This window comes from Pseudomonas luteola NBRC 103146, assembly GCF_002091675.1.
GTDB lineage: Bacteria > Pseudomonadota > Gammaproteobacteria > Pseudomonadales > Pseudomonadaceae > Chryseomonas > Chryseomonas luteola.
This window is the reverse complement of record NZ_BDAE01000016.1, coordinates 1-21,203: the sequence shown is the minus strand read 5'-3', so window position 1 is coordinate 21,203 and position 21,203 is coordinate 1. Positions and strand designations below refer to the sequence as shown.

Genomic DNA, 21,203 nt, shown 5'->3' with positions numbered 1-21,203 from the left:
CAGGGCAGCCGGCGTACCGGCCGCCCATGACCTTACTCGGTAGTTAGCACGCCACGGCGGATCTGGTCGCGCTCGATCGACTCGAACAACGCCTTGAAATTGCCTTCGCCAAAGCCGCTATCACCCTTGCGCTGGATAAATTCGAAGAACACAGGGCCCAACAGCGTTTCGGAGAAGATCTGCAGCAGCAGGCGACGCTCACCCCCTTCGGAGGTACCATCCAGCAGGATGCCCCGCGAGCGCAGCTCTCCAGTTGGCTCGCCATGGTTGGGCACGCGGCCTTCAAGCATCTCGTAGTAGGTCTCTGGTGGTGCTGTCATGAAGCGGGTGCCGCAGGCCTTGAGCGCATCCCAGGTCTTGATGAGATCATCGGTCAGAAAGGCAACATGCTGGATACCTTCGCCGTTGAACTGCATGAGAAACTCCTCGATCTGACCCGCCCCCTTTGAAGACTCTTCGTTCAGCGGAATCCGTACCATGCCGTCTGGCGCAGTCATGGCCTTGGAGGTCAGACCGGTGTATTCACCCTTGATGTCGAAGTAACGAATCTCGCGGAAGTTGAACAGCTTCTCGTAGAAGTCTGCCCAATAGGCCATACGGCCCCGATACACGTTATGGGTCAGGTGGTCGATGATCTTTAAACCAGCCCCGACCGGCTTGCGATCAACACCGTCGAGGAAAACGAAGTCGATGTCATAGATTGAACTGCCCTCCTCGAAACGATCGATCAGGTACAGCGGTGCGCCACCGATGCCCTTGATGGCTGGCAAGCGAAGCTCCATCGGACCGGTAGGAATGTCTACGGCCTGAGCGCCGATTTCCAGTGCCTTGTAGTAAGCCTGGTGAGCATCACGCACACGAAAGGCCATACCGCACACGGAAGGGCCATGTTCAGCAGCAAAATAGGCCGCATGGCTCTTGGGTTCACGGTTGACAATGGCATTGATATCACCCTGACGATACAGCGCAACGTCCTTGGAACGGTGGTTGGCTACGTGGGTAAAACCAATACTTTCCAGTACAGGCTCGATGACGTTAGGGGTCGGGGAGGCGAATTCAATGAACTCGAAACCCATGAGGCCCATGGGGTTTTCAAATAGATCGGCCATGACAGGCTCCTGCATAAACAAATGGATTAGGTAAGGAAAATCAGTACCCAGACCATGGCGGCGCGCAGGAGAGGCCACGGGTGCTGCGAGCCAAGTGGTCGCCCATCAGAAGCTTGAAGCCAAAGGATTTCATAGCGGTCGATCCGCCTGAGCGTCGGGGTGAGCCTGCTGGAACGCCGGATGTTCTAACGCCAGGCGTTCAATCCGGGCAATTCGAGGCAACGATTCCAGCGACACGTTGAAACGGTGCGCAGCATAAAGCTGTGGCAGCAGATATACATCGGCAAGGCCTACTTCACCAAAGCAGAAGCCTTCATCGCCTATCAACGCCTCTACAGCGCTAAGTCCCTCACTGATCCAATGCGCAATCCAGGCGGATACGTCTGCCTCGGCAATGTTCAACTGGCGCAGGCGGTTCAGTACCGACACGTTATGCAGGGGATGGATATCGCAGCCAATAATGGCCGCTACGCTCCGATGTCGGGCGCGTGCGAGTATGTCTTCTGGCAGCAGAGGCGTTTCGGGGTAGCGCTCTTCCAGGTATTCCAGGATAGCGGGCGATTGAGGAATCAGTGTGTCTTCATCCGTGCGCAGCAGCGGGACACGACCTTGTGGATTGAGCGCAAGGTAGTCCGAACGCCGATGTTCACCGCCATCCTTGATGAGGTTTACCGGTATCGCCTCGTAAGGCAGCCCCTTGAGCGCCAGGGCAATGCGCACGCGATAGGACGAAGTGGAACGGTAATAGGTAAAGAGATCCATGACTTACACCGCTTTTATTAGCGACTCCTATGAGTCTTTTATAATGCGTAAATCAGTTACGTTTAGTGGAATGTGCGCCAAGACCTTGCGGCTTGTCAAGCCAGGCAGACATTCATGACTAAAGGGTTACCTTGTACATCAAGGATTCTGTAAGTGTTGCTTGCTTGTAAATTGAATCCTGAAGGCGGTCACGCTATAACACCGCCTCCCCACAGTAGCGGTTGTAGACATGGCAAACGAATCGAAGGCTCCTGAGTCGTCCCGACGCCAAAAGGTTCAGTCGGCTGAAGTCGGCACCGATATTCTCAAGGGTCTGGCTGATCTGGCGCCAGCGACGTCGTTATCCAAACTCGCAGAGCATCTTGAGATGCCCGCCAGCAAGGTGCACCGCTACTTGCAGGCACTGATTGCCAGTGGGTTTGCCGAGCAGGACGAGGCTACCAATCATTATGGTCTCGGCCCGGCGGCGTTGTATGTTGGCATGGCAGCCCTGGGGCGTCTGGATGTCGTGAAAGTGAGTGTTCCAAGGCTGGCCACACTGCGTGATGCAGTCAATGAAACATGCTTTCTAGCGGTGTGGGGCAACCACGGTCCGGCAGTGGTGCATGTGGAGCAGGCCGTCCGTGCAGTAACGTTGGTAACCCAGGTGGGATCCGTACTTCCATTGCTGAGTTCTTCTACGGGGCTGGTCTTTAATGCCTTCCTGCCGGATAGCGAAACGGCTCCGTTAAGAAAGCAGGCGCTACGTCAGGCGGGCGCACCCACTCAAAAAGTGCTGGCTGACACTATGGCGTCTATCCGTGCTCATCGACTGCACTCAATTCATGGCCTGCTCATGGAGGGAGTCAATGCGCTTTCGGCACCGGTGTTTGCCGCGGGGAATCGGCTTGTAGGTGTATTGACCATCGTAGGGGCGGCACAAAGCTTTTCTGCCGAGCCCGGTAGTTTGGCTGCACAACGGTTGCTTGAAACCGCCGAGGCGATCAGCCAACGAATGGGCGGTTCCTTCGCCTAAATACACCAGATAAGCGTTAGAAGAACGCTGGCCAGCAGCGTGGAGCCAGGCGCGTCACAGCCGCTTATCAGGTTTGGTTTGCTGGAGAGGAAAGGGGCAATAGGCCTATGCATATGCCTCTTTTGGAGATGCTATTTTCTATCTCGCTGATTTTATTGAAAAAATAGCTTTACAACTATAGAAATATCCCTATACTGGCACCCACAGCGCGCTCGTAGCTCAGCTGGATAGAGTACTCGGCTACGAACCGAGCGGTCAGAGGTTCGAATCCTCTCGAGCGCGCCATCTCCTAAAAGGGCTTGTAGAAATACAAGCCCTTTTTTCATGCCTGCAAGAAAGGCTTTCGCTTGAGTTGAATTCCCTCCTGCCTGCTTGCTCGTGAATCGCCTTGCACTCAAGGTAAAACTCATGGGTTGCTCATATAATTATAGTTCTCTACTTCATCAATCTTGGAAAAGCCTGGCTTAATAAAAACGTCCGCTCATTTAATATAGAGCAATGCGATTTATACATGCCTTGTGCATTGAACTCATTATTACTTATAAGTCAATTGTTAATTGACGGGTATTAAGCACCTGTTAAATACTAGGTTCAGAGCGGCTAAAGATGACTGGGTTATCACCCGGGATGACCGTGTTTGATTGTTTCAGTCTGTTGATGAAATGACATGTTAATGCCTAAGCATAACTGATAGCTGTTGTTGTTAGTTAATAAAGTTAACGCCACTGCTGCTCTGAATTATCGTTATTTTTAGCTGATTGACCAATTTAGCGCTGACATTAGAAATAAGTATGTTGGATAATATGGGTTCATTTGAGTGATGCTCTTGCATCCCTTGGTGCAGCAGGAGCCATATGGCCAACTCCTGTGCTGAAAGCCAGGTTTAATCAGGTTTCGCGCTGCAGCAAGGAGCCCGCCAGCGGGCAGGCCTGAGTTCATTATTCCAACAGCTGGCGATGAGTGGAATAACGTACATCTGGATAAAATATGAAGACGGTATTAATTCCTTTTTGAAGGAATATAGATAAAGAATTAATATTATGGCAACTGGCTATATTCAAGCCGCCTTTGTGCAACAGTAAGGCAAATAAAAAAGATTGCTAAAGTGCTAAGTAAATCCTTTCGTCGGGCTGTATGGTAATAGACTTACCGACAGCTACGCTTGTACTACCAGTATTCACTGGAAAGCTAAAGAGCAAACGGAAAGCTTGTTGTTTCGTTTGGTCGCCGACCTTTCTATAAAGAGGGGTCGATCTAACTGGGCATGCTTATAAGGAATTCGATATGCGTCGTTTCAACATGCTTGCGGCCATTTCCATGGCCTTTATCTCTGCCTCTGCTGTTGCTCAAATGCATGTATCGGAAATTAACCAGGCTGGTGATGGCAATACGGCAGAGCTGGTTCAAACCGGTACGTCCCATCAGGCGCAGCAAACTCAGTTGGGTAACAACAGCTATCAGCGTATCGAACAGGATGGGACCGGCCATTCCGCCACGGTCTATCAGGACGAAGCGACTGAGGATGCTAGAGTAACAGTAACGCAAGGAGGAGATAACCAGGTTGCCAACATCTACCAAAGCGGTGAGAACGAAGTAACCCTGACGCAAGCGGGCAGTGCTAACCAGTACACGTTAAATGATACAACGTATTATGGCAGCGGCTCTGTGACAGGAGAGCAAAATGGTACAGGGAACATTCATACCTTGACACGTACCACCTCTGGTGCTGCAACAATTAACACAACGTCCATTGGTAACAACAATATCATTAACCTGGAGCAGGGGACGGATGGCTTCCTGAGTGGATTTACTGCTACCCAGACGGGTGATACTAACCAGATCACCGCTATACAGCGAGATATGAATGTATCCAGTGCTGTCGAACAGCAAGGCAACGCAAACAGTGTCCAGCTCCAGCAGTATGGCGTCAGTCCCAAAGATGTTGATGTGGGCAGTATTTTTGCGCGGGTAACTCAGTATGGCGACGGCAACACGGCGACAGTCGAGCAGTCTCTGAACGCTACAGCACGGCTTACCCAGAACGGTAATAATAATAGCGTCACGGTTGATCAGGGAGGGCGTGCTAGTATTTACTTTGGTTCCGCCGGTGCAAGCCTGACTACCAATCAGTTGGGTGATGACAACATCATGACGGTCAGCCAATCTGCCACCAGCGGTTCAAACAGCATCATTGCTACACAAGATGGCAATGGAAACACCATGGATCTGGTGCAGGCCGGCGTTGAGAATAGCTCCCTGGATGTATCGCAGATAGGCGATGACAACTACATGAGCCTCACACAACGCCAGACCATCAATGACAACTTCCAGCTAACCCAGCAAGGGTCAGGCCTGTCTGTTACGTTAGAGCGCACCGGGCAGGGTAATCAGGCAACCTTGATGCAGACCGGGCTGAGCAATACAGCTACGTTGACCCAACACTGATCAGGAAGGGTTCAAATTTGCTCTCTGCCAGCATTGCTGGGTTGAAAGGCCTGGCAGTGCTGGTCTGTAGGCTTTCTTTATTATAGGCAGGCCGACGACAGCCAGGCAGGGGGGGATGGGCTGTCATTAAGCTATCATGATCGGCTGATATAAGCGGGGCAGTCTTTATTGCCATGGTTGTCGTCGTTCCGTGAACATGCCATTAAGTGTCCTGCGCTTTTTCAAGTCTTCTGCATCCCTTCCACTTCTGCGCCGTATGGGCATCAGGAATCGCCTGATTGTCTGCTTTGGGGTTACGGCCGCGCTGCTCGTAGGGTTGGGCAGCTTCTGTCTTATACAGATGCACGAGATTCGCCAGCAGGGCGAGATGATCGAAAGCGGAGCGCTTGCCAACATTGCACTGGCGGATGCGATTGCAATTGATCTGGGCAAACTACGCACAGAATCCCTGCGATTTCTGACCACTACGGAAGATCCATCGGTATTGATCAATGGGAAGATTGCCGTCGAGCAGCTAACGGGACAACTTGAGCAGAACTTCCAACTCTATTCGCAACAGGCTTCGGATGCTACCCAGCGCGACTCAATCAGGGCGCTTCAGGACGCCTACCAGGTTTTTCTTTCGGGTCTGCGAGATGAGATGGGGCTGATTGAACAGGGCAGGGCCCAGGATGCGCATATGCTTTCTGATACGACCTTGAGCATGCAGGGCGATCTGATGGATATGCAGGTGCAGTTGTTGAGAGAGTTGAATAAGCAGAGTGCTGCCCAATCCATCACCTCGGCACAGGCGCATTATCAACAGACGCGCTTGATTGCCCTTGTCACTATTGGGACAGTGCTGGCACTCATGATGATCTTGGCCTGGCGGCTAAGTGTCAGCATACTGGTGCCCTTGCGACAGGCTGTGGCGATCACCGAGATCATTGCTGAGGGAGATCTGAGTCAGTCTATTCAGTCGCAAGGTAAAGACGAGGCGGCTCGGCTGTTGCAGGCACTGGCGCGCATGCAGGGTAGTCTGCACGAGACGCTGTCACATATCGAGTCAGCGTCTTCACAGCTTACTACTGCCGCGCATGAGATGAGCGCTGTCATGGAAAGCAGCGCTTCCCATCTGCAACAGCAAAACCATGAGGTAAGCCAGGCCGTTGAGGCTATGGCGCAAATGAGCCAGGCTGTAGAAGAGGTTGCGCTTAGCGCTGCCAATACCTCACAGAATTCGCTTGCCTCCAGCGAGGCCGCCATATTGGGCAAACGCGAGCTTACCGACACCATTGCCTCCATCAAGCAATTGGCAGGCAGTGTATTAGGGGCTTCCGAGCAGGCGGCCGGGCTGGCTGAAAAGACGCAGAGCGTTACCCGAATACTGGATGTCATTCGATCTGTTTCGGAACAGACCAACCTGCTTGCCTTGAACGCGGCCATTGAGGCTGCACGCGCCGGTGAGCAGGGCAGAGGCTTTGCTGTGGTAGCCGATGAAGTGCGTGCCCTGGCACTACGTACGCGAGCCTCCACCAACGAAATCGAAGCGTTGGTCCATGACGTGAATCAAGGTACTCAACAGAACGTTGCCAGTCTTCAATCCTCTGCAGAGCACGCCTGTCATACCTTGCAGCAGGCGGAAGCGACTGACCGGGCACTGCTCGAGATTACTATTGCCAGCGAGGCTATTCGTGAGCAGAATAGAGCCATTGCAGCAGGCGCTAATGAGCAGGTTCAGATTGCGCATATTGTCGATAGCGCCCTGGCCAGTATTCGAACGTTGTCTACCCAGACGGCGACAGGTGCAATGCAAACCAGTCGCTCCAGTATAGAGTTGCTTGCATTGGCCTCGGAGCTTAACCGGACGGTCCAGCGGTTTCGCCTGTAAGGAAATTAGTTAGCTAATCAATAAATTGTTACGGTTAGGAAGAAACTCAACGAGTAATCGGTATTCCAAGCGGATGACGTTTTAGCTGATAAGTTGAGTTATCCATGTTGAAGTATCTATCCGTTGCCGTAATGACTGCCCTTCTACTTCCCTTGGCGGGCTGTGACAAACCTTCCGAGCAGAAGGCGCAGGACGCTGCCCAGCATACGCAGAATGCCCAGGAACATCAGGAAAAAGCGGCAGCAGCTGAGAATCCTGCCGAGCGACAGACACATACCAACGCTGCGCAGGAGCAGAAGCAAGAAGCGGTTGAAGATCAGCAAAAGGCAGATGCGGCGTTGTCTAATGAGTCAGCGGTAAGCTCGACACATCCAGACAAAGCAACCCGTACCCAGGCACAATAATCATCCTGGCAGGGCGCCCATCGCACCCCTGCCGACCGTGTCATCGCCAATTAGACGATGGGGGTATAACCGCTGGGGCTATCTGGCCATGGCGTTAGCACTTCAAACCCGCTCTCTGTCACAACAACCATATGCTCCCATTGCGCCGAGAGCGAACGATCCTTGGTAATGACCGTCCAGCCATCACCTAGAGTCTTGGTCTGGTGCTTGCCGGCATTGAGCATAGGCTCGATGGTAAACATCATTCCTGTACGCAGCTTCATCCCTTCGCCACGGTTGCCAAAGTGCAGCACCTGAGGCTCGTCGTGGTAAACCTTACCGATACCGTGCCCGCAGTATTCACGAACGACACTAAAGCCGTCACGGTGCGCGACGGTCTGGATCGCATGACCGATGTCTCCCAGCGTTGCGCCGGGCTTGACCTCACGAATACCTGCACACATGGCTTCGTAAGTCGTTTCCACTAGGCGGCGTGCCTGAGCAGAGGGCTCCCCTACAAAGTACATGCGACTGGTATCGCCGTACCAGCCATCCTTGATGACCGCTACATCGATATTGACGATATCGCCATCCTTCAGCGTCTCAGAAGAAGGAATACCGTGGCAGATCACATGATTGACTGAAGTGCAGACCGTTTTCGGAAATCCGTGATAACCAATATTGGCCGGAACGGCTTTTTGTACGTTTACGATATAGTCATGACACAAGCGGTCTAGCTCTTCGGTCGTTACGCCAGGTTTCACATGCTCGGCAATCATCGCTAGCACATCGGCTGCCAGCTTGCCTGCCTTGCGCGCCATGGCAATTTCTTCAGGTGTCTTTATCGAAACCGCTTTTCTCATTGTCCGGCTCCCGCCTGTTTGATTGTTGCTTGGACGTGTGGGGCATCTTCCATCGCGCTCAGGCAGTTCAGGTCAAAACCGCCTTGTTGCTCCAGACTGATCAGCAGCTTGCAGATATCCCGATGATTCAGCTCAGGATAGAGCTCCGCCAGCATGCCTACTCGTAGCCAGTGCTCCGCCTGAGCATTGATGGAGCGGCAAAGTGCATTACTGGCGATACGCAGGTTTTCATGCATACCTTCCGAGACTTTGACAATACCCATCCATTCACCCTATATGAAATGTATATGATCCATATACTAACGTGTATGACTGCGTAGGAAAATGGACGTTCCATGGGATTAATGGAGGATGGCTGTGCCTTTTTTAAATTAAATGGTTATAAGCAAGATCATATTTATATAAGCGAGCTCTTTATAAGTCGTTATGCTGCGTGCCGGTTTTTGCAGAACATGTGTCTTTAGGAAGTGATGATGGATTTCGGCGCTGGAGGTTTTGTTGTCGCAGGCTTGGTGGTCGGCTTTATTGTTGGGATGACAGGCGTAGGCGGTGGTTCCCTGATGACTCCTATCCTATTGTGGTTTGGCATCAATCCGGCCGCTGCCGTAGGAACTGATCTGCTGTATGCCGCGGTGACAAAGGCAGGCGGTGTCTGGGTGCATCAGCGCAACAAGAATATCGACTGGTCTGTGACAGGCTGGCTGGCGCTGGGAAGTCTGCCGGCCGCTGCATTAACACTGTGGTTGTTGAGCCGCTTGCACTCCGATCCGCAGGCGCTAAATGCGATCATCAAGCATGGTTTGGGTATTGTTCTGTTCATGACAGCCTTTGCCATTCTTTTCAAGAAACAGTTGTTTGCCTTTGTAGGCCGGCATGCCAATGACAGCTTTCACTTGAGCCCGAAAAAGCTCAATACGCTGACATTCATCACAGGTGTTGTGCTTGGCGCCATGGTGACGCTGACGTCCATTGGCGCAGGCGCTTTAGGGACCGTGGCGCTGTTCATGCTATATCCCTTCCTGGCTACTCGACGCCTGGTAGGTACAGAAATCGCACATGCCGTACCTTTGACGCTGATTGCAGGACTGGGCCATGCCAGCATGGGCAACATGGATTGGCCTATTCTAGGCTATCTGCTGATGGGCTCACTGCCAGGCATCTTTATGGGCAGTCACCTTTCCGGTCGAATTCCCGATGGAATATTGCGTCCGTGCCTTGCCGTTATGCTGATGGTGATCGGGTACAAACTGCTCTGACCTCTCCTTGTGAGTGGTCTGAGGGCTTCAGGCCACTCACTTGCTAACGCCTTCCGAATAAAAATAAATAGCCAGAAGAGAGCTATTTCTGCCGATATATCCGCGGTACTGCTCTTTTCTATGCCATGCGGATCCGCTTCAGCCTTATCAGAGATAGGCTGGAAGCGGATTGATGATCGTCTCGTAACCGACCAGCGACGGCTGAAGGGTTTCCATCAACAATGGCCAATGTGCCATCGCTGACTGAAAGTTTTGGACAGCCTGGATTTCAAGATACTGCAACCCTTGCAAATCAAAGCATTTGGCCAGATTAGTGACGTCCTCACGGGTATCCAATGTATGGATGGAAGCGTCGAGTACTTGAAGAGCGTTCATCGTGGTTTCCAGGCTGACAGATTATTTGACGCAACGGTCATTACACTGTTGCCTGCAGCAACCGGCGTGCCAGACCATCAGTGCCAGAGCACCATCAAGCCAAACGCTGACAGAAGGCATAGTCCGCTAATGGCCATCAGCAGCAGGTCCACAGGATCCCATTCACTCATGCTAGTGGTCGTCGTTGGGACGTAAGTAGCTGGATGAAGCGTTCAGGACGGAAGCGATCAGATTATTCATCCTTATGCCGTCTAAGCTCGGTGTGAATCGCAACCCCTGTAGCCACAAGGCCTATTATGGCCAGGCAGGCAATAGGGCGGCCCGGCGTTAACACCTGGGTTGTACAAAGGGTGGTGAGGTTAGTAAAGAAGTCCATATCCAGCATCCTGCTTTTTGCTTTCTGAAAGGCGAAGAGAAAGCCATTCCTGTTCCAGCATGGTGAGTAACAGTAACCTCACGCGTGACCAGACTCATTCCGTATCGGTTATGGGTAGGTTCATGCTGCGCAACGACCGCGCCTGAGCCCCCTATGATTGATGTCGTGATGATATCAATGGCAGCAGCAAAGCTCAAAGGCTCAAAAGTCGCATGGACTTTAGGGCAAGCGTTTATGAATGTGTCATGCAGGCGCCTGACGGGCAGAGGCGTTATGGCAAGCTCAATTCCTGGGAGGCTTTTTGCTCAGGAAGGCTTCTCGAAGAATAAACACAGAAACGATGATGAGACCGTATCCTTCGAACTGGAGCATTGTGTCATTGGGCTTGTAAAGCAGACACGTTACACCCACCGCCGTGAAGAACAGGCCGAGGCAGTACAACAACCTTATTTACCTCTAAAAGACATGCTGGAGCCAGAGCTGGACCTACTTGAAGATAGCGCTCTTGAGCGTAAGGGGGGCTAGCCACAAAATGAGAAGTGGCTAGCAAACTTGATATCAATATGACATTGGTGGACTTAATCTGTACAGCTGTCTCGTCTGTTCAAACGACCGTTCATCATCTGTGGTGGATTCATCAAGGCATGACTGGTGGCAGATACGTCAGGGTGGCCCCCAATGCCCATAAAAGAATCAGCACCAACGGAATATGCGCCAGCATCTGCATGAAGGTAAAACCGATAAGGTCGCGCGCCTTGAGCCCCAGAACGCCTAGTAAAGGCAGCATATAAAAGGGGTTTATCAAATTGGGTAGCGCTTCAGCTGCGTTGTAGATCTGGACTGCCCAGCCCAGGTGGTAGTGCAAGTCATTGGCAACCTGCATGACGTAAGGCGCCTCGATGATCCATTTACCCCCGCCTGAAGGAATAAAGAAACCCAGGATAGCTGAATAGACGCCCATCAGGACCGCAAATGTATCGTGTGAGGCCAGTTGAACGAAGAAGGCGGAAATATGGTGGGCAAGCGTCTGACCATCACTTCCTGTCGCCTTTGTCATGATCGCAGCAATGGAGCCATAGAGGGGAAACTGGATCAGGACACCAGTAGTGGTCGGGACAGCACGCGCCACTGCATCGAGAAAATGACGAGGACGCCAATGCAGAAGCGCACCAAGCGTCAGAAATAACAGATTGTAGGTGTTGAGCCCTGAAATGGCCTCAATGGCAGGCTTGGAAGCAAACTCCTGCCAAAGCCACCCCAGCGCTAGCAGCACAATGATAATGGTCAGAAGCGGGCTATGCTCCAGCCATTCGCCTGGGCGTGTTCGCACTAGCCGAGCCGGTGTTTCCAGTACGGGGTCGACTCCACACTCACGCGCAGTACGAGCAGTCAATTCTCCAGGCGCAGTAGCATATGCAATGATCAGCGACAGCACGATCAGCGCAAGCAGCATGACGCCTGACTGCCAGAGGAAAATGGTTTCCGTAAAGGGGATGACACCGGTAATCGCCAGAACAGACGGGGGCAGGCTTCCCGGATTTGCCTGCAACTGGGCCGCTGAGGACGACAGACCCAAGGCCCATACGGCGCCCAGCCCGAGATAGGCCGCTGCACCTGCGGCCCGGTAATCCATTTTCAAATCGACACGTCGGGCAAGGGCCCTTACCAGGAGCCCTCCAAAGACCAGGCTGAGCCCCCAATTGAGCAGAGAAGCCAGCATCGAAATGAGCGCTACCCAGCAGACAGCCGACCGACCATTGCGTGGGATGCGAGCCAGCCAGTCGATCAGGCGGGCCGCAGGCGCTGAGCTGGCCACAACGTAGCCGCCGATCACTACAAACGCCATTTGCATGGTGAAGGGAATCAGGCTCCAGAATCCGTCGCCAAATGCCTTGGCTGTACTTGAAGCCGGTGTACCGAGCAGGGTGGCGGCAAGCGCCACCACAACCACGGCGACAGCGGCAAAGACCCAGGAGTCAGGGAACCAGCGCTCAGCCCAATGCGCACAACGTAACGCCAGACGAGCAGAAAATCGCTCTTCAATATGAACGGACATGTAATCTCCTTATAGCTTTTGTTATTGATTACCCGTGTAGCGCATGGCCATTTGTCTGGCCGCGCTCAGGACGTATAGAGGGTAGCGCTTACCGGTGTGTTTTACTTGGCGGTTTTTCACCGTGGACGGACGGCCACTTCAAAAGGCTGCTATCGTTGCCGAATAGACTGACCTTGCCGCCGCTTCGTTTGTTTAGAATTGTTGTTTGTTGCTGTGGTCGTATCTGGACACCAACATACTGAACAGGCCTTTTTCCTAAGAGACAATCCATGCAATTTTTAAGGGACGATCATGGTTGCCTGGGCTGGAGCGGTGAGATGGCCGAGCGTATCCGGTCTTTCGACTGGTCTCGTACGGATCTCGGTCCCATTGATCAGTGGTCCAAAAGTCTGAGCGCTGCCGTCCAGTTTCTACTGGCTTCTCCTGTTCCCCTCGTGATGTTGTGGGGACGGCCTGGCTATATGATTTATAACGATGCCTATGCCGTGTTTGCGGGAGGGCGTCATCCTTTTCTTCTCGGCTCGCCAGTCGAGATTGGTTGGCCGGAAGTTGCCGAATTCAATCGGAACGTAGTTGATACCTGTCTGGCTGGCGGTACGCTCTCTTATCGGAACAAAGAGCTTGTATTGTTTCGTAATGGGCGTCCGGAAGACGTCTCGATGGACCTCTACTATAGTCCGGTGCCTGAGGACGATGGTATGCCGGCTGGCGTCATGGCCATCGTTATCGAAACCACTCAACACGTACTGTCGGAGCGGCGACGTCAGGAGGCTGAGCGTTCCTTCCGGGCAACGAATGAACGACTACAACTGGCATTGAACTCCGGTGCGCTCCTGGGACTGTTCGTCTGGGATATCAAAGCACAATCCCTGACTGGAGATGAGCGCTTCGCACGAACCTTTTCATACCCCGTAGACGAAGCGGCGGCAGGCATTCCCATTCAGATCGCCAGCGGCTTCATTCATCCGGACGACCTGGAAAAGATCCGGATGCATATCAGGCAGACTTTTGATCAGGGCGGCGCTTTCAATGCTGAATGTCGTATCCGCCGCCCGAACGGCCTTTTCCGCTGGGTTTTAGCAAGTGGTCTATGCGAGTTTGACGAGCGTGGAGAGCCGTTTCGCTTTCCCGGTGTTCTGATTGATATTCATGAACGCAAGATGGCGGAAGAAGCGCTTTATCAACTGACGCGCAATCTGGAGCAGCGGGTCGCTGCTGAAGTGCAGGCCCGCTCGTTGGCAGAAGAGCAGCTCCGGCAATCACAAAAGCTGGAGGCGATTGGCGGACTGACCGGAGGCGTTGCACATGACTTCAATAATGTCCTGCAGGTCATTTCGAGTAATCTGCATCTGCTGGCTCGTCAGGAAAAGGACAACCCTCGTGTACAGAGCCGCGTAGAGGCTGCCATCAATGCGGTGGAGCGAGGAGCCAAGCTGTCTTCCCAACTATTGGCCTTTGCCCGTCGCCAAGCCTTATCACCCGGCATTTACAACCCAGCCCATATTTTCGAAGGGCTGGAGGAGCTCCTTCAGCGTGCACTGGGCGAGACCATCGAAATCGATATGTCCCTGCCTGACAATGCCTGGTGCATACACGTTGATCGTAACCAGTTGGAAAACGCTATTCTCAATCTGGCCATCAATGCCCGTGATGCGATGGATGGGGAAGGGCTGATCAACGTTCATGGCGACAATGTCGTGCTGGATGAAGATTACTGTGCAGGCAAGGACATCAGTCCTGGGGACTACCTCTGCCTGTCCGTTGCCGATTCGGGCGAAGGTATGAAGCCAGAAGTGCTGGAGCACGTCTTCGAGCCATTCTTCACAACCAAGGCTGAAGGGCAGGGTACGGGACTTGGTCTTAGCATGGTGTTTGGCTTCGTCAAGCAGAGTGGGGGCCATATTGATATTCAGAGCGCCCCTGGATGCGGTACGACGGTACGGATGTATTTCGCACGCAGTCACAAACAGGCCGAAGAAGATGACCAGGGCAAACATGACTATACACTTGAGGGGCGGGAAACCATCCTGGTAGTAGAGGATAATGAAGGTGTTCGATTCTCTGTTGTAGAGTTACTGCAGCAGGCCGGTTATGACGTGGCGCAAGCGCCTGATGCGGACGTGGCCATGCAGCTGCTGGAAGCCGGAACGAGGGTTGATTTGATTTTCACGGATGTCGTGATGCCCGGTCGGCTCAAAAGTACGGATCTGGCGGCATGGGCTCAGATGCAGGAACCTGCAATACCGGTATTGTTTACCTCAGGCCATACTCGGGACATCCTTTCGCAGAACAACACATTGGCACCTAACATCCATTTGCTTACCAAACCCTATCGCCCTGAGGATCTTTCAGCCATGGTACGTACTGCTCTGAGAGGATAGGCGATAGAAGCACCAGGTTCCATTTGGTGGGTCGAAGAGGTATCAGATAAAAATGTAATCCTTCTCCAAAGGCACATGGGAGCCTTTTGCACGTAGTTCATTGACGGCATAAACCAGGGTTAGGTTTAGCGCATCCTTATTCATCATGAGCTTAGGATCGAGGCGGCGCTGCACGCGTGCAGGAACGGCCGGGTCGATCAAGGTCAAAAGCATGTCTGTGCCGCGTGGTTCAAAAAGGAACTTAAGCGGCGGATCAAGACGTGCAAGTTTGTCAGCTATCAGGTTCATGGAGTGTGCCTCATGCTTAGCTTAAGCATAGGCCACTGTTTCCCTCGTAAAGAGCAATCCATCTGAAGATCTGGCCAGCTTTCAACACAAAAGCCCTCTGTTAAGGAGGGCTTTAAGTTTTTCTGTTGTAAAGCAATCAAGGAATGAACGATCAGACCTTGAAGCGATTTACCAAAGAATTAAGCTCAGCTGCCAGACGTGAAAGCTCATGGCTGGACGCGCTGGTTTGATGCGCGCCTGTGGCAGACTGCACGGATAGATCACGGATATTGACAAGGTTACGGTCAACTTCCCTGGCCACCTGAGCCTGCTCTTCGGCTGCGCTGGCAATTACCAGGTTACGCTCATACATTTCGCTGATCGACGACGTAATCTCGCTTAGCGCCTGGCCTGCACTTTCTGCCAGCTCCCGTGTGGAATGAGCGCGAGTGCTGCTGATCTGCATGGAGTTCAAAGCCTGACTTGCGCCGTTGCGCATGCCAGAGACCATTTGCTCGATTTCAAGCGTCGACTGTTGCGTACGATGAGCGAGCGCTCTTACCTCGTCAGCCACTACAGCAAAACCTCGGCCGGATTCGCCTGCACGGGCAGCTTCGATCGCAGCATTCAGCGCCAGTAGATTGGTTTGTTCTGCAATGGCACGAATAACATCCAGCACCTTGCCAATTTCCTGCGATCGATCGGCAAGTTGTCTTACCAGTACGGAGGTAGACTGAACCTCTTCCGACAGGTCTGTGATGGCTGTAATGGTTTCATTGACTCGAACATGACCGGCCTGTGCTGACTGGGTCGAGGTCTTGGAGGCCTCAGATGTCGATACTGCGTTACGTGCTACCTCATCAACCGCTGCGCTCATCTCGTTTACAGCGGTAGCGGCCTGCTCAATCTCATCGTTTTGCTGTTGCAAGCCGCGGCTGGCTTCTTCGGTCACTGCGTTGAGTTCATCAGCTGCTGCCGCCAGTTGGGTTGATGACCCTGAAATCTGAGCCAGGGTGTTACGCAGATTGTCCTGCATCTGGCGCAGTGCTACCTGAAGCTGATTGACCTCATCGCTACCGCTGACTTCAATGTGAGTGGTCAGGTCTCCTTTGGCAACCTGTTGTGCGGCGCGCACAGCACTCTGCAGGGGCCTGACGATACTTTGCGTCAGAAGCCAGGCCATAAGCACGGTAGCTAGGGCCGCCAAGGCAATCACGAGGATAACAATGGCGCGAGAGCTGGCGTATTGATCCGCCGAACTCTTTCCTTCGCGCTCGATCCCTTGTGCATAGTAGTCTCCCAGCTCGCCCAATGTCTTGCCAGTGCCATCGATGACAGGCTTCATGTCAACCAGAGTGAGTTTATTCAGGGCGACAGTATCGCCTTGGCGGGCCAGGACAAACGAGTTGGTCATACCCTGCTGGTAGACTGCAAAATCCTGTTTGAATTGTCCGTACAGGCGTTGCTCTTCGGGCGTATCGACAAAGGCCTCAAACGCTTTGATGTTATCCATCAAAACCTTATTACGGGCCTCATACTGGCTGGCATAGGTGTCAATGCTTTTAGGGTCGGGATCAAGCGCCATGCGCAAGGAAATGGTGCGAATACGCAGCATGTTTTCCCGGATGCTATCTACGATGCGGATGCTGGGTACCCATTCTGCTTCTATAGCCACACTACGGTCACGGATGTTGGACATCTTGCCTAGCGAGAAAATACCTAGAAAAGCAACCATCAGCGCGATCAGGCCAAACCCAAGCGCAGCCCGGGGGGCTATGTTCCAACTGCGTAGTAGCATATTTGTCATCCGCAAAAGTAGAGGCGAAAGCACGCCGAATTTTTGTTGTCTGATGACATGTATCGGCGGTCAGTCTTGAGGCTTGAATTTATTCAGTGACGGATAAAGCTCACTGCATCCATGGCTCAAGCGTTCTTGAAAGCGAACCTCTACCAGCTACCTGTTTTCTACTGCGACATTCCTAAAAAGCTAACTACCAGGCGCAGCTATGAATGCAGAGTCTGCAGTGTGCTCAAGCTGGTAGAGCATAGCCTGTCCAACTATAAAGATGACCCGTCCAAGAAGGAGCTGAAAAACCGCCAGTTAACTACCTTCAATCAACTGTTAGATTCGCTCGGTCAATATATCGACCGTGAAGGGACTGGTCATAATAGGCGTGTCGATTTCCAGGTTTCCATCGCCTACCACAGCGCTCTCAGCATAACCTGTGATAAATAGCACCTTGAGGTCAGGGCGGCTAATACGCGGCATCAGCCATCTGTCTTCCGTTAGCCCAACATCGGAAACTAACAGGCCGATAGCGGTATCGGATTGCAGGATTGCCTAGCCAGAAGCGCCATCTTCAGCTATCAGGGCGTGGTAGCCGAGTTCTTCAAGAATCTCCACGACCAGCATACGGATAGTCGGCTCGTAATCCACAACCCGTACTGCCCCGCCAGTAACGATAAGGAGCAACTGTTCTTGAATGGGCTCACTTGCGGTATTTACGGCCTTTTCTTCTGCGCGAGTCAAATATAGACATACCCGTATTCCTTGCCCCGTTTCCGAAGTGATATGCATCTGCCCACCGGTTAGCGCACGAAGCCGTAAATTATGGAGAGCCCAACCCTATGCCCAGAGGTTTAGTAGTGACGGTGGTCAATGTGTGCAATGCAGATGGCTAGGTTTTCGGGGCCTTAGGGTTGTGCCGGTCCAATCATATGAGCGGGCATGCACCCCATCTCCCGCCGGCAGAAAGCAAGGCGCAAGACATAGGCGGAAAAGGAGATTTACGCATCATGCGAGTTGGACGTCCTGTAATGGTGACAAAAGGCAAAATCAGAGAACCTTCCATGTGGCTACCCACTAAGATGGAGAGGTGCAACACGCGTTTAGCCCATCCGGTACGGACGTCACACTAGAAGTGCTTTGTGCTGCAAGTGTGGCAAGGAACATGAGAAGCACTGTAAAAGCACTGTGATAAAGAGGGGTAAATAATTACTACCCGAGCGAGCCATGATGTAATGGATCATCATCATGGGTAAATTCATGGCTATTGGATGCCGGCTGGTTAAGCCGACGCTGGATATCCATCAGGACCGTTTCCAAAAGCAGACGGTTACGCGCCTGGTCAGGCGTTAAGATCCACTCAAGTGGATAGCCTCCTTCAACAGGTAGTGCGGTAATAACCAGTGTCCCGTCAGGTTTTAGTAAGGTATCGACTTGATAACGGTCACGGGCCGAGTCAACAAGCATGATCAAGGCATTCATAGAATCGGCTACATCGTTGGGTGTTATCTAGTTAGAGTCAGGCTACTTCAAGAGATTCTTGAAGACTCTTCCCGCTCGTCTAAAGGTTTTCCTGCCCAGTCAAAGCCTTTCTTATGCTCCGCCTCCACCCTGCATCTGATCGCTATGCGGGTCCTTTAGTGAGCCTTGGTTAAAAAGGTCCTAATAAGCTGCGGGAGGGGTGATCTATTACTAAAGAAGAGAACTAATTCAAAGTATTTATGCTGGCAAACTCACAAAACCAAGGTTTTTTGTCAATTGCTTTTGTATTGAACGTACTATGAATTTGTTTTGATGATTTATAAGTTATTTATCAATAGAAGGCAAATAGCCAGTATTCTTTCGAAATCACTCGTACCGTCACAGTAGTCTGGTTATTTGAGCCAATATGACGGTAATAATTGCCCGCAATACTAAGCTTGTCTGTTTCAAGCATTGATCTAAGTAGTCCATTGCCTGCCTTGACAGCGTCTGCGTCGCCACTAGCTTTATGATCCCTCAACAGATTGGTGTGGGTTGGCACGCTTGGTGGTTTCGAAAACAAACCGCATGTAAAGGACATAAAATTAATGATCACGGTTAGCAAGCGTAACGTCTATTACGTATGTTTGTTTATTCTTCTTATTTTTCAATTTGGTGTGTTCGAGCAAGGGCACACAAACCCTATTGGCGTAAAGTACGTTAGTGAATTGTATCTTGCGATATGCTTAGGTTTTACAGCGCTTCTTCTTACAGGTACGCCTCCTGCCAACAAGCAGGACTACAACCTCGGCTTGAGTTTTTGCCTTTTTTCTGCGTTTGTGTTCTGTTTTCTGCCCGCGTTATTTTCAAATCTTTTTTATGGGCAGCCGCTGTTCTATGGATTGATTGAAGAGCGTCGTGTTCTGTTCTGCTTCAGCTTTTTCGTTATTGTCTATTTTGCAAAGCGTGTAACCGCTACCCAATTCGAGCAGCTGATACTGCTGGTCGGTCTCATCTCCGTTGGGCTTTCCTGGCTTTCCTATGCAGGCGTGCTGCCCGATCTTCGTGAGCAGGTGCTTGACCTTAGTCGTCCCGGGCGTGCCTCGCCCGGCGCAGCGGCCATCATCTTCTCCTACTGCCTTAGCGTCTATTTCATGGGGCATGGACGATCTCCCCTGAACGGCGCTCCAAAGTCAAAAGTGCTCTATGGCATCCTGGCGTTTGTCTTTCTGGCCACGATTGTCTTTGTCATGCAGACAAGACAGGTCATCGTGATCTGCTTTCTCTTTACCGCGATGTGTCTGAAAAGCCGCATGGTGATGCCCATGATCCTGGGTAGCATTGCGCTCTTTCCGATATTGGTGAACCCGCATATCCTCGATAGCTTGGGGCTCAACCTTGACTTCTATATGCAATCGGTGGAGAGCGGGCCTACGGACAATGTACGGGAAAACACCATTGCCGCCATCATGAACCATTTGCATGAATACAATTGGGTTCCTAGCGGCAGCTTGAGCCTGATGTGGAATGATGGGTTCAAACGGTTCTTCAGCAACTACTTCTTTCTGTCTGACGTAGGGGTAATTGGTACCTTATTCCGCTTCGGATTCCTGACATTTGCCATTATTCCGATTGGCTTGTTCATCCACTACAGGGTTGCAACAAAGTTAAATCCCAACTTGGACTTTACGCTGGCGTTCTTTCTGGCCAACCTTGCCATGTGGCCGTTGGTAGGTGTGTTCGAGTATCAAGCACCTACGGCTTTTCTTCTCGCCCTACAGGCACTCAAAACACACTATCAACATACAGCCAGAGCTACTGACGAAATCGCAGCGGTACCGTATCCATACCCAACGCGGCTTGAGTCGTTGTCTGGCGCCAGAGGAATGAGAGGCATGACCTGATTCATCTTTAATAAAGGAAAAGGCTGGGCTTATACCCGGCCTCTTCCTTTAAGGGATGCCAGTAAAGCCAGATCAAGCAGATAGGTTGACTCAGAAGGGATTACAGGAGAGATGATGCATAGCGAGGCAATTACGATCAGCTTATGTAGCTGCTAGAGAATGCCGTTTTGTTGTCTTACATAGGGAATCTGGTATGGGCTGGCAAAATACGCGTCTGATACGAACGCACCTGGCCTATTACGGAGGGAGAAAAAGTAAAGATAAGGAGCTGTCCCTAGCTCCAGATACAATCCATCACAGCCCGTAGGTAAGAGACTGTTGTTATTTAGACAAAACAGTCAGCGTCTTGGGATAACCTACGACCGATCCATTGACTGCCGCGCCATCAACATAGACACCTAGATTAGTGCCAGCCTGCACATAGGTAATCTTGCGGACCTGACCATCCGCTAGCTTAACCGACTTGCCCACCTGAAAGGCGGCTTTGTTGGCGGTCGTGCCCGGTACTGAGAAGCCAGCCTTCTTACGATACACACCATTGAGCCAATCGGTGTTGGTAAAATTGTTGATGGTGCTGGTCACGGAACCCGTCGTAGTGGATGGTGCCGGCGCAACAATGGTCGGTGTAGGTGCAGGCGAAGTTGTTGCTGCTTTCTTAGGGCCTATTTCCGTACAGCTGCTGCTGTCCATGTACTTCTTGAGCGTCGGCCACTGCGGACGCTCTACACCATTGATAGGCTCAACTGACATGAAATAATTGCCCCAGCCCGGACCTGCCGCCCAGTAGGACGCCGGTACGCAATTTTCTTTCAGGTAGGCCAGCATGTTGTCCATCAGGATGTTCCAGCGCGGGTTGTTATCCGGTACGCCGAACTCACCAATGTAGCCACGCTT

The 21,203-nt window shown here is 52.0% G+C and carries 19 protein-coding genes, 1 tRNA gene and 2 pseudogenes; 10 read left to right on the top strand and 12 right to left on the bottom strand.

Annotated elements, in window-relative coordinates; genetic code table 11:
• Positions 1–32 precede the first annotated feature (32 nt).
• Positions 33–1,109, bottom strand: coding sequence for a 4-hydroxyphenylpyruvate dioxygenase (gene hppD / locus PLU01S_RS16710; protein WP_019366113.1), 1,077 nt, complete (start codon positions 1,107–1,109; stop codon positions 33–35).
• Between the two features lie 129 nt (positions 1,110–1,238).
• Positions 1,239–1,871 carry a maleylacetoacetate isomerase gene (gene maiA / locus PLU01S_RS16705; protein ID WP_019366112.1) on the bottom strand — a complete coding sequence of 211 codons (633 nt, stop codon included), beginning with the start codon at positions 1,869–1,871 and terminating at the stop codon, positions 1,239–1,241.
• Between the two features lie 229 nt (positions 1,872–2,100).
• On the opposite strand from maiA, the gene PLU01S_RS16700 reads away from it, so the two are divergent.
• The 6 genes and pseudogenes from PLU01S_RS16700 (at position 2,101) to PLU01S_RS16680 (ending at position 7,605) form a co-directional block, all read left to right on the top strand.
• Complete coding sequence (locus PLU01S_RS16700) at positions 2,101–2,886, top strand: IclR family transcriptional regulator (protein WP_074828959.1); 786 nt, start codon at positions 2,101–2,103, stop codon at positions 2,884–2,886.
• Between the two features lie 208 nt (positions 2,887–3,094).
• A tRNA-Arg gene (locus PLU01S_RS16695) sits at positions 3,095–3,171 on the top strand.
• A 999-nt stretch (positions 3,172–4,170) separates the two neighbouring features.
• Positions 4,171–5,331 carry a hypothetical protein gene (locus tag PLU01S_RS26200; RefSeq protein WP_233432226.1) on the top strand — a complete coding sequence of 387 codons (1,161 nt, stop codon included), beginning with the start codon at positions 4,171–4,173 and terminating at the stop codon, positions 5,329–5,331.
• Positions 5,332–5,527: 196 nt separating this feature from the next.
• Positions 5,528–6,346: pseudogene (locus PLU01S_RS26640) on the top strand (MCP four helix bundle domain-containing protein); the annotation flags it as partial.
• Positions 6,338–7,201, top strand: coding sequence for a methyl-accepting chemotaxis protein (locus PLU01S_RS26635; RefSeq protein WP_376748368.1), 864 nt, complete (start codon positions 6,338–6,340; stop codon positions 7,199–7,201). The pseudogene PLU01S_RS26640 and the gene PLU01S_RS26635, both read left to right, overlap by 9 nt.
• Before the next feature lie 104 nt (positions 7,202–7,305).
• Positions 7,306–7,605: a hypothetical protein gene (locus PLU01S_RS16680; RefSeq protein WP_074828952.1), complete on the top strand. Its 300-nt coding sequence runs from the start codon at positions 7,306–7,308 to the stop codon at positions 7,603–7,605.
• Positions 7,606–7,655: 50 nt separating this feature from the next.
• On the opposite strand, the gene map is transcribed toward PLU01S_RS16680, so the two are convergent.
• Positions 7,656–8,447 carry a type I methionyl aminopeptidase gene (gene map / locus PLU01S_RS16675; RefSeq protein WP_074828949.1) on the bottom strand — a complete coding sequence of 264 codons (792 nt, stop codon included), beginning with the start codon at positions 8,445–8,447 and terminating at the stop codon, positions 7,656–7,658.
• Complete coding sequence (locus PLU01S_RS16670; protein ID WP_074828945.1) at positions 8,444–8,710, bottom strand: ParD-like family protein; 267 nt, start codon at positions 8,708–8,710, stop codon at positions 8,444–8,446. Before PLU01S_RS16670 ends, map begins: the two co-directional genes overlap by 4 nt.
• A gap of 210 nt (positions 8,711–8,920) precedes the next feature.
• On the opposite strand from PLU01S_RS16670, the gene PLU01S_RS16665 reads away from it, so the two are divergent.
• Positions 8,921–9,703: a sulfite exporter TauE/SafE family protein gene (locus PLU01S_RS16665; RefSeq protein WP_010798713.1), complete on the top strand. Its 783-nt coding sequence runs from the start codon at positions 8,921–8,923 to the stop codon at positions 9,701–9,703.
• 147 nt (positions 9,704–9,850) lie between these two features.
• On the opposite strand, the gene bcsR is transcribed toward PLU01S_RS16665, so the two are convergent.
• Positions 9,851–10,078, bottom strand: coding sequence for a BcsR/BcsP family cellulose biosynthesis protein (bcsR, locus tag PLU01S_RS16660; protein WP_074828942.1), 228 nt, complete (start codon positions 10,076–10,078; stop codon positions 9,851–9,853).
• A 529-nt stretch (positions 10,079–10,607) separates the two neighbouring features.
• Between bcsR and PLU01S_RS16655 the strand changes: the two genes are divergently transcribed.
• A complete protein-coding gene (locus tag PLU01S_RS16655; protein WP_074828940.1) occupies positions 10,608–10,979 on the top strand; it encodes a hypothetical protein in 372 nt (123 codons plus the stop codon).
• A 112-nt stretch (positions 10,980–11,091) separates the two neighbouring features.
• Here PLU01S_RS16655 and PLU01S_RS16650 read toward each other — a convergent pair whose 3' ends face one another.
• Positions 11,092–12,510, bottom strand: a complete 1,419-nt coding sequence (locus PLU01S_RS16650) for a short-chain fatty acid transporter (protein ID WP_074828936.1) — start codon at positions 12,508–12,510, stop codon at positions 11,092–11,094.
• A 269-nt stretch (positions 12,511–12,779) separates the two neighbouring features.
• Between PLU01S_RS16650 and PLU01S_RS16645 the strand changes: the two genes are divergently transcribed.
• Positions 12,780–14,891 (top strand): ATP-binding protein, encoded by a 2,112-nt coding sequence (locus PLU01S_RS16645; RefSeq protein ID WP_074828934.1) that lies wholly within the window; start codon positions 12,780–12,782, stop codon positions 14,889–14,891.
• 42 nt (positions 14,892–14,933) lie between these two features.
• Here PLU01S_RS16645 and PLU01S_RS16640 read toward each other — a convergent pair whose 3' ends face one another.
• From PLU01S_RS16640 to PLU01S_RS16620, 5 genes are all read right to left on the bottom strand, one after another.
• Complete coding sequence (locus PLU01S_RS16640) at positions 14,934–15,179, bottom strand: hypothetical protein (protein ID WP_010798707.1); 246 nt, start codon at positions 15,177–15,179, stop codon at positions 14,934–14,936.
• A 151-nt stretch (positions 15,180–15,330) separates the two neighbouring features.
• Positions 15,331–16,956 (bottom strand): methyl-accepting chemotaxis protein, encoded by a 1,626-nt coding sequence (locus PLU01S_RS16635; RefSeq protein WP_074828931.1) that lies wholly within the window; start codon positions 16,954–16,956, stop codon positions 15,331–15,333.
• 324 nt (positions 16,957–17,280) lie between these two features.
• Positions 17,281–17,427 carry a response regulator gene (locus PLU01S_RS25750; protein ID WP_159435116.1) on the bottom strand — a complete coding sequence of 49 codons (147 nt, stop codon included), beginning with the start codon at positions 17,425–17,427 and terminating at the stop codon, positions 17,281–17,283.
• A 72-nt stretch (positions 17,428–17,499) separates the two neighbouring features.
• Positions 17,500–17,688: a response regulator gene (locus PLU01S_RS16625; protein WP_139208905.1), complete on the bottom strand. Its 189-nt coding sequence runs from the start codon at positions 17,686–17,688 to the stop codon at positions 17,500–17,502.
• A 468-nt stretch (positions 17,689–18,156) separates the two neighbouring features.
• A complete protein-coding gene (locus tag PLU01S_RS16620) occupies positions 18,157–18,426 on the bottom strand; it encodes a hypothetical protein (RefSeq protein ID WP_010798703.1) in 270 nt (89 codons plus the stop codon).
• Positions 18,427–19,013: 587 nt separating this feature from the next.
• On the opposite strand from PLU01S_RS16620, the gene PLU01S_RS16615 reads away from it, so the two are divergent.
• A complete protein-coding gene (locus PLU01S_RS16615) occupies positions 19,014–20,309 on the top strand; it encodes a hypothetical protein (protein WP_074828924.1) in 1,296 nt (431 codons plus the stop codon).
• A 321-nt stretch (positions 20,310–20,630) separates the two neighbouring features.
• Here the strand turns inward: PLU01S_RS16615 and PLU01S_RS26410 are convergent.
• Positions 20,631–21,203: pseudogene (locus PLU01S_RS26410) on the bottom strand (glycoside hydrolase family 5 protein); the annotation flags it as partial.

Bases quoted from the DNA above. Each gene is read 5' to 3' on its own strand.
- PLU01S_RS16620 (WP_010798703.1), bottom strand. From the start codon at position 18,426: ATGAATGCCTTGATCATGCTTGTTGACTCGGCCCGTGACCGTTATCAA.
- PLU01S_RS16680 (WP_074828952.1), top strand. From the start codon at position 7,306: ATGTTGAAGTATCTATCCGTTGCCGTAATGACTGCCCTTCTACTTCCC.
- PLU01S_RS26635 (WP_376748368.1), top strand. From the start codon at position 6,338: ATGCAGGGTAGTCTGCACGAGACGCTGTCACATATCGAGTCAGCGTCT.
- PLU01S_RS16665 (WP_010798713.1), top strand. From the start codon at position 8,921: ATGGATTTCGGCGCTGGAGGTTTTGTTGTCGCAGGCTTGGTGGTCGGC.
- PLU01S_RS16640 (WP_010798707.1), bottom strand. From the start codon at position 15,179: ATGAACCTGATAGCTGACAAACTTGCACGTCTTGATCCGCCGCTTAAG.
- map (WP_074828949.1), bottom strand. From the start codon at position 8,447: ATGAGAAAAGCGGTTTCGATAAAGACACCTGAAGAAATTGCCATGGCG.
- PLU01S_RS16645 (WP_074828934.1), top strand. From the start codon at position 12,780: ATGCAATTTTTAAGGGACGATCATGGTTGCCTGGGCTGGAGCGGTGAG.
- maiA (WP_019366112.1), bottom strand. From the start codon at position 1,871: ATGGATCTCTTTACCTATTACCGTTCCACTTCGTCCTATCGCGTGCGC.
- PLU01S_RS16700 (WP_074828959.1), top strand. From the start codon at position 2,101: ATGGCAAACGAATCGAAGGCTCCTGAGTCGTCCCGACGCCAAAAGGTT.
- PLU01S_RS26200 (WP_233432226.1), top strand. From the start codon at position 4,171: ATGCGTCGTTTCAACATGCTTGCGGCCATTTCCATGGCCTTTATCTCT.
- PLU01S_RS16615 (WP_074828924.1), top strand. From the start codon at position 19,014: ATGATCACGGTTAGCAAGCGTAACGTCTATTACGTATGTTTGTTTATT.
- hppD (WP_019366113.1), bottom strand. From the start codon at position 1,109: ATGGCCGATCTATTTGAAAACCCCATGGGCCTCATGGGTTTCGAGTTC.
- bcsR (WP_074828942.1), bottom strand. From the start codon at position 10,078: ATGAACGCTCTTCAAGTACTCGACGCTTCCATCCATACATTGGATACC.
- PLU01S_RS25750 (WP_159435116.1), bottom strand. From the start codon at position 17,427: ATGCCGCGTATTAGCCGCCCTGACCTCAAGGTGCTATTTATCACAGGT.
- PLU01S_RS16655 (WP_074828940.1), top strand. From the start codon at position 10,608: ATGATTGATGTCGTGATGATATCAATGGCAGCAGCAAAGCTCAAAGGC.
- PLU01S_RS16635 (WP_074828931.1), bottom strand. From the start codon at position 16,956: ATGCTACTACGCAGTTGGAACATAGCCCCCCGGGCTGCGCTTGGGTTT.
- PLU01S_RS16650 (WP_074828936.1), bottom strand. From the start codon at position 12,510: ATGTCCGTTCATATTGAAGAGCGATTTTCTGCTCGTCTGGCGTTACGT.
- PLU01S_RS16670 (WP_074828945.1), bottom strand. From the start codon at position 8,710: ATGGGTATTGTCAAAGTCTCGGAAGGTATGCATGAAAACCTGCGTATC.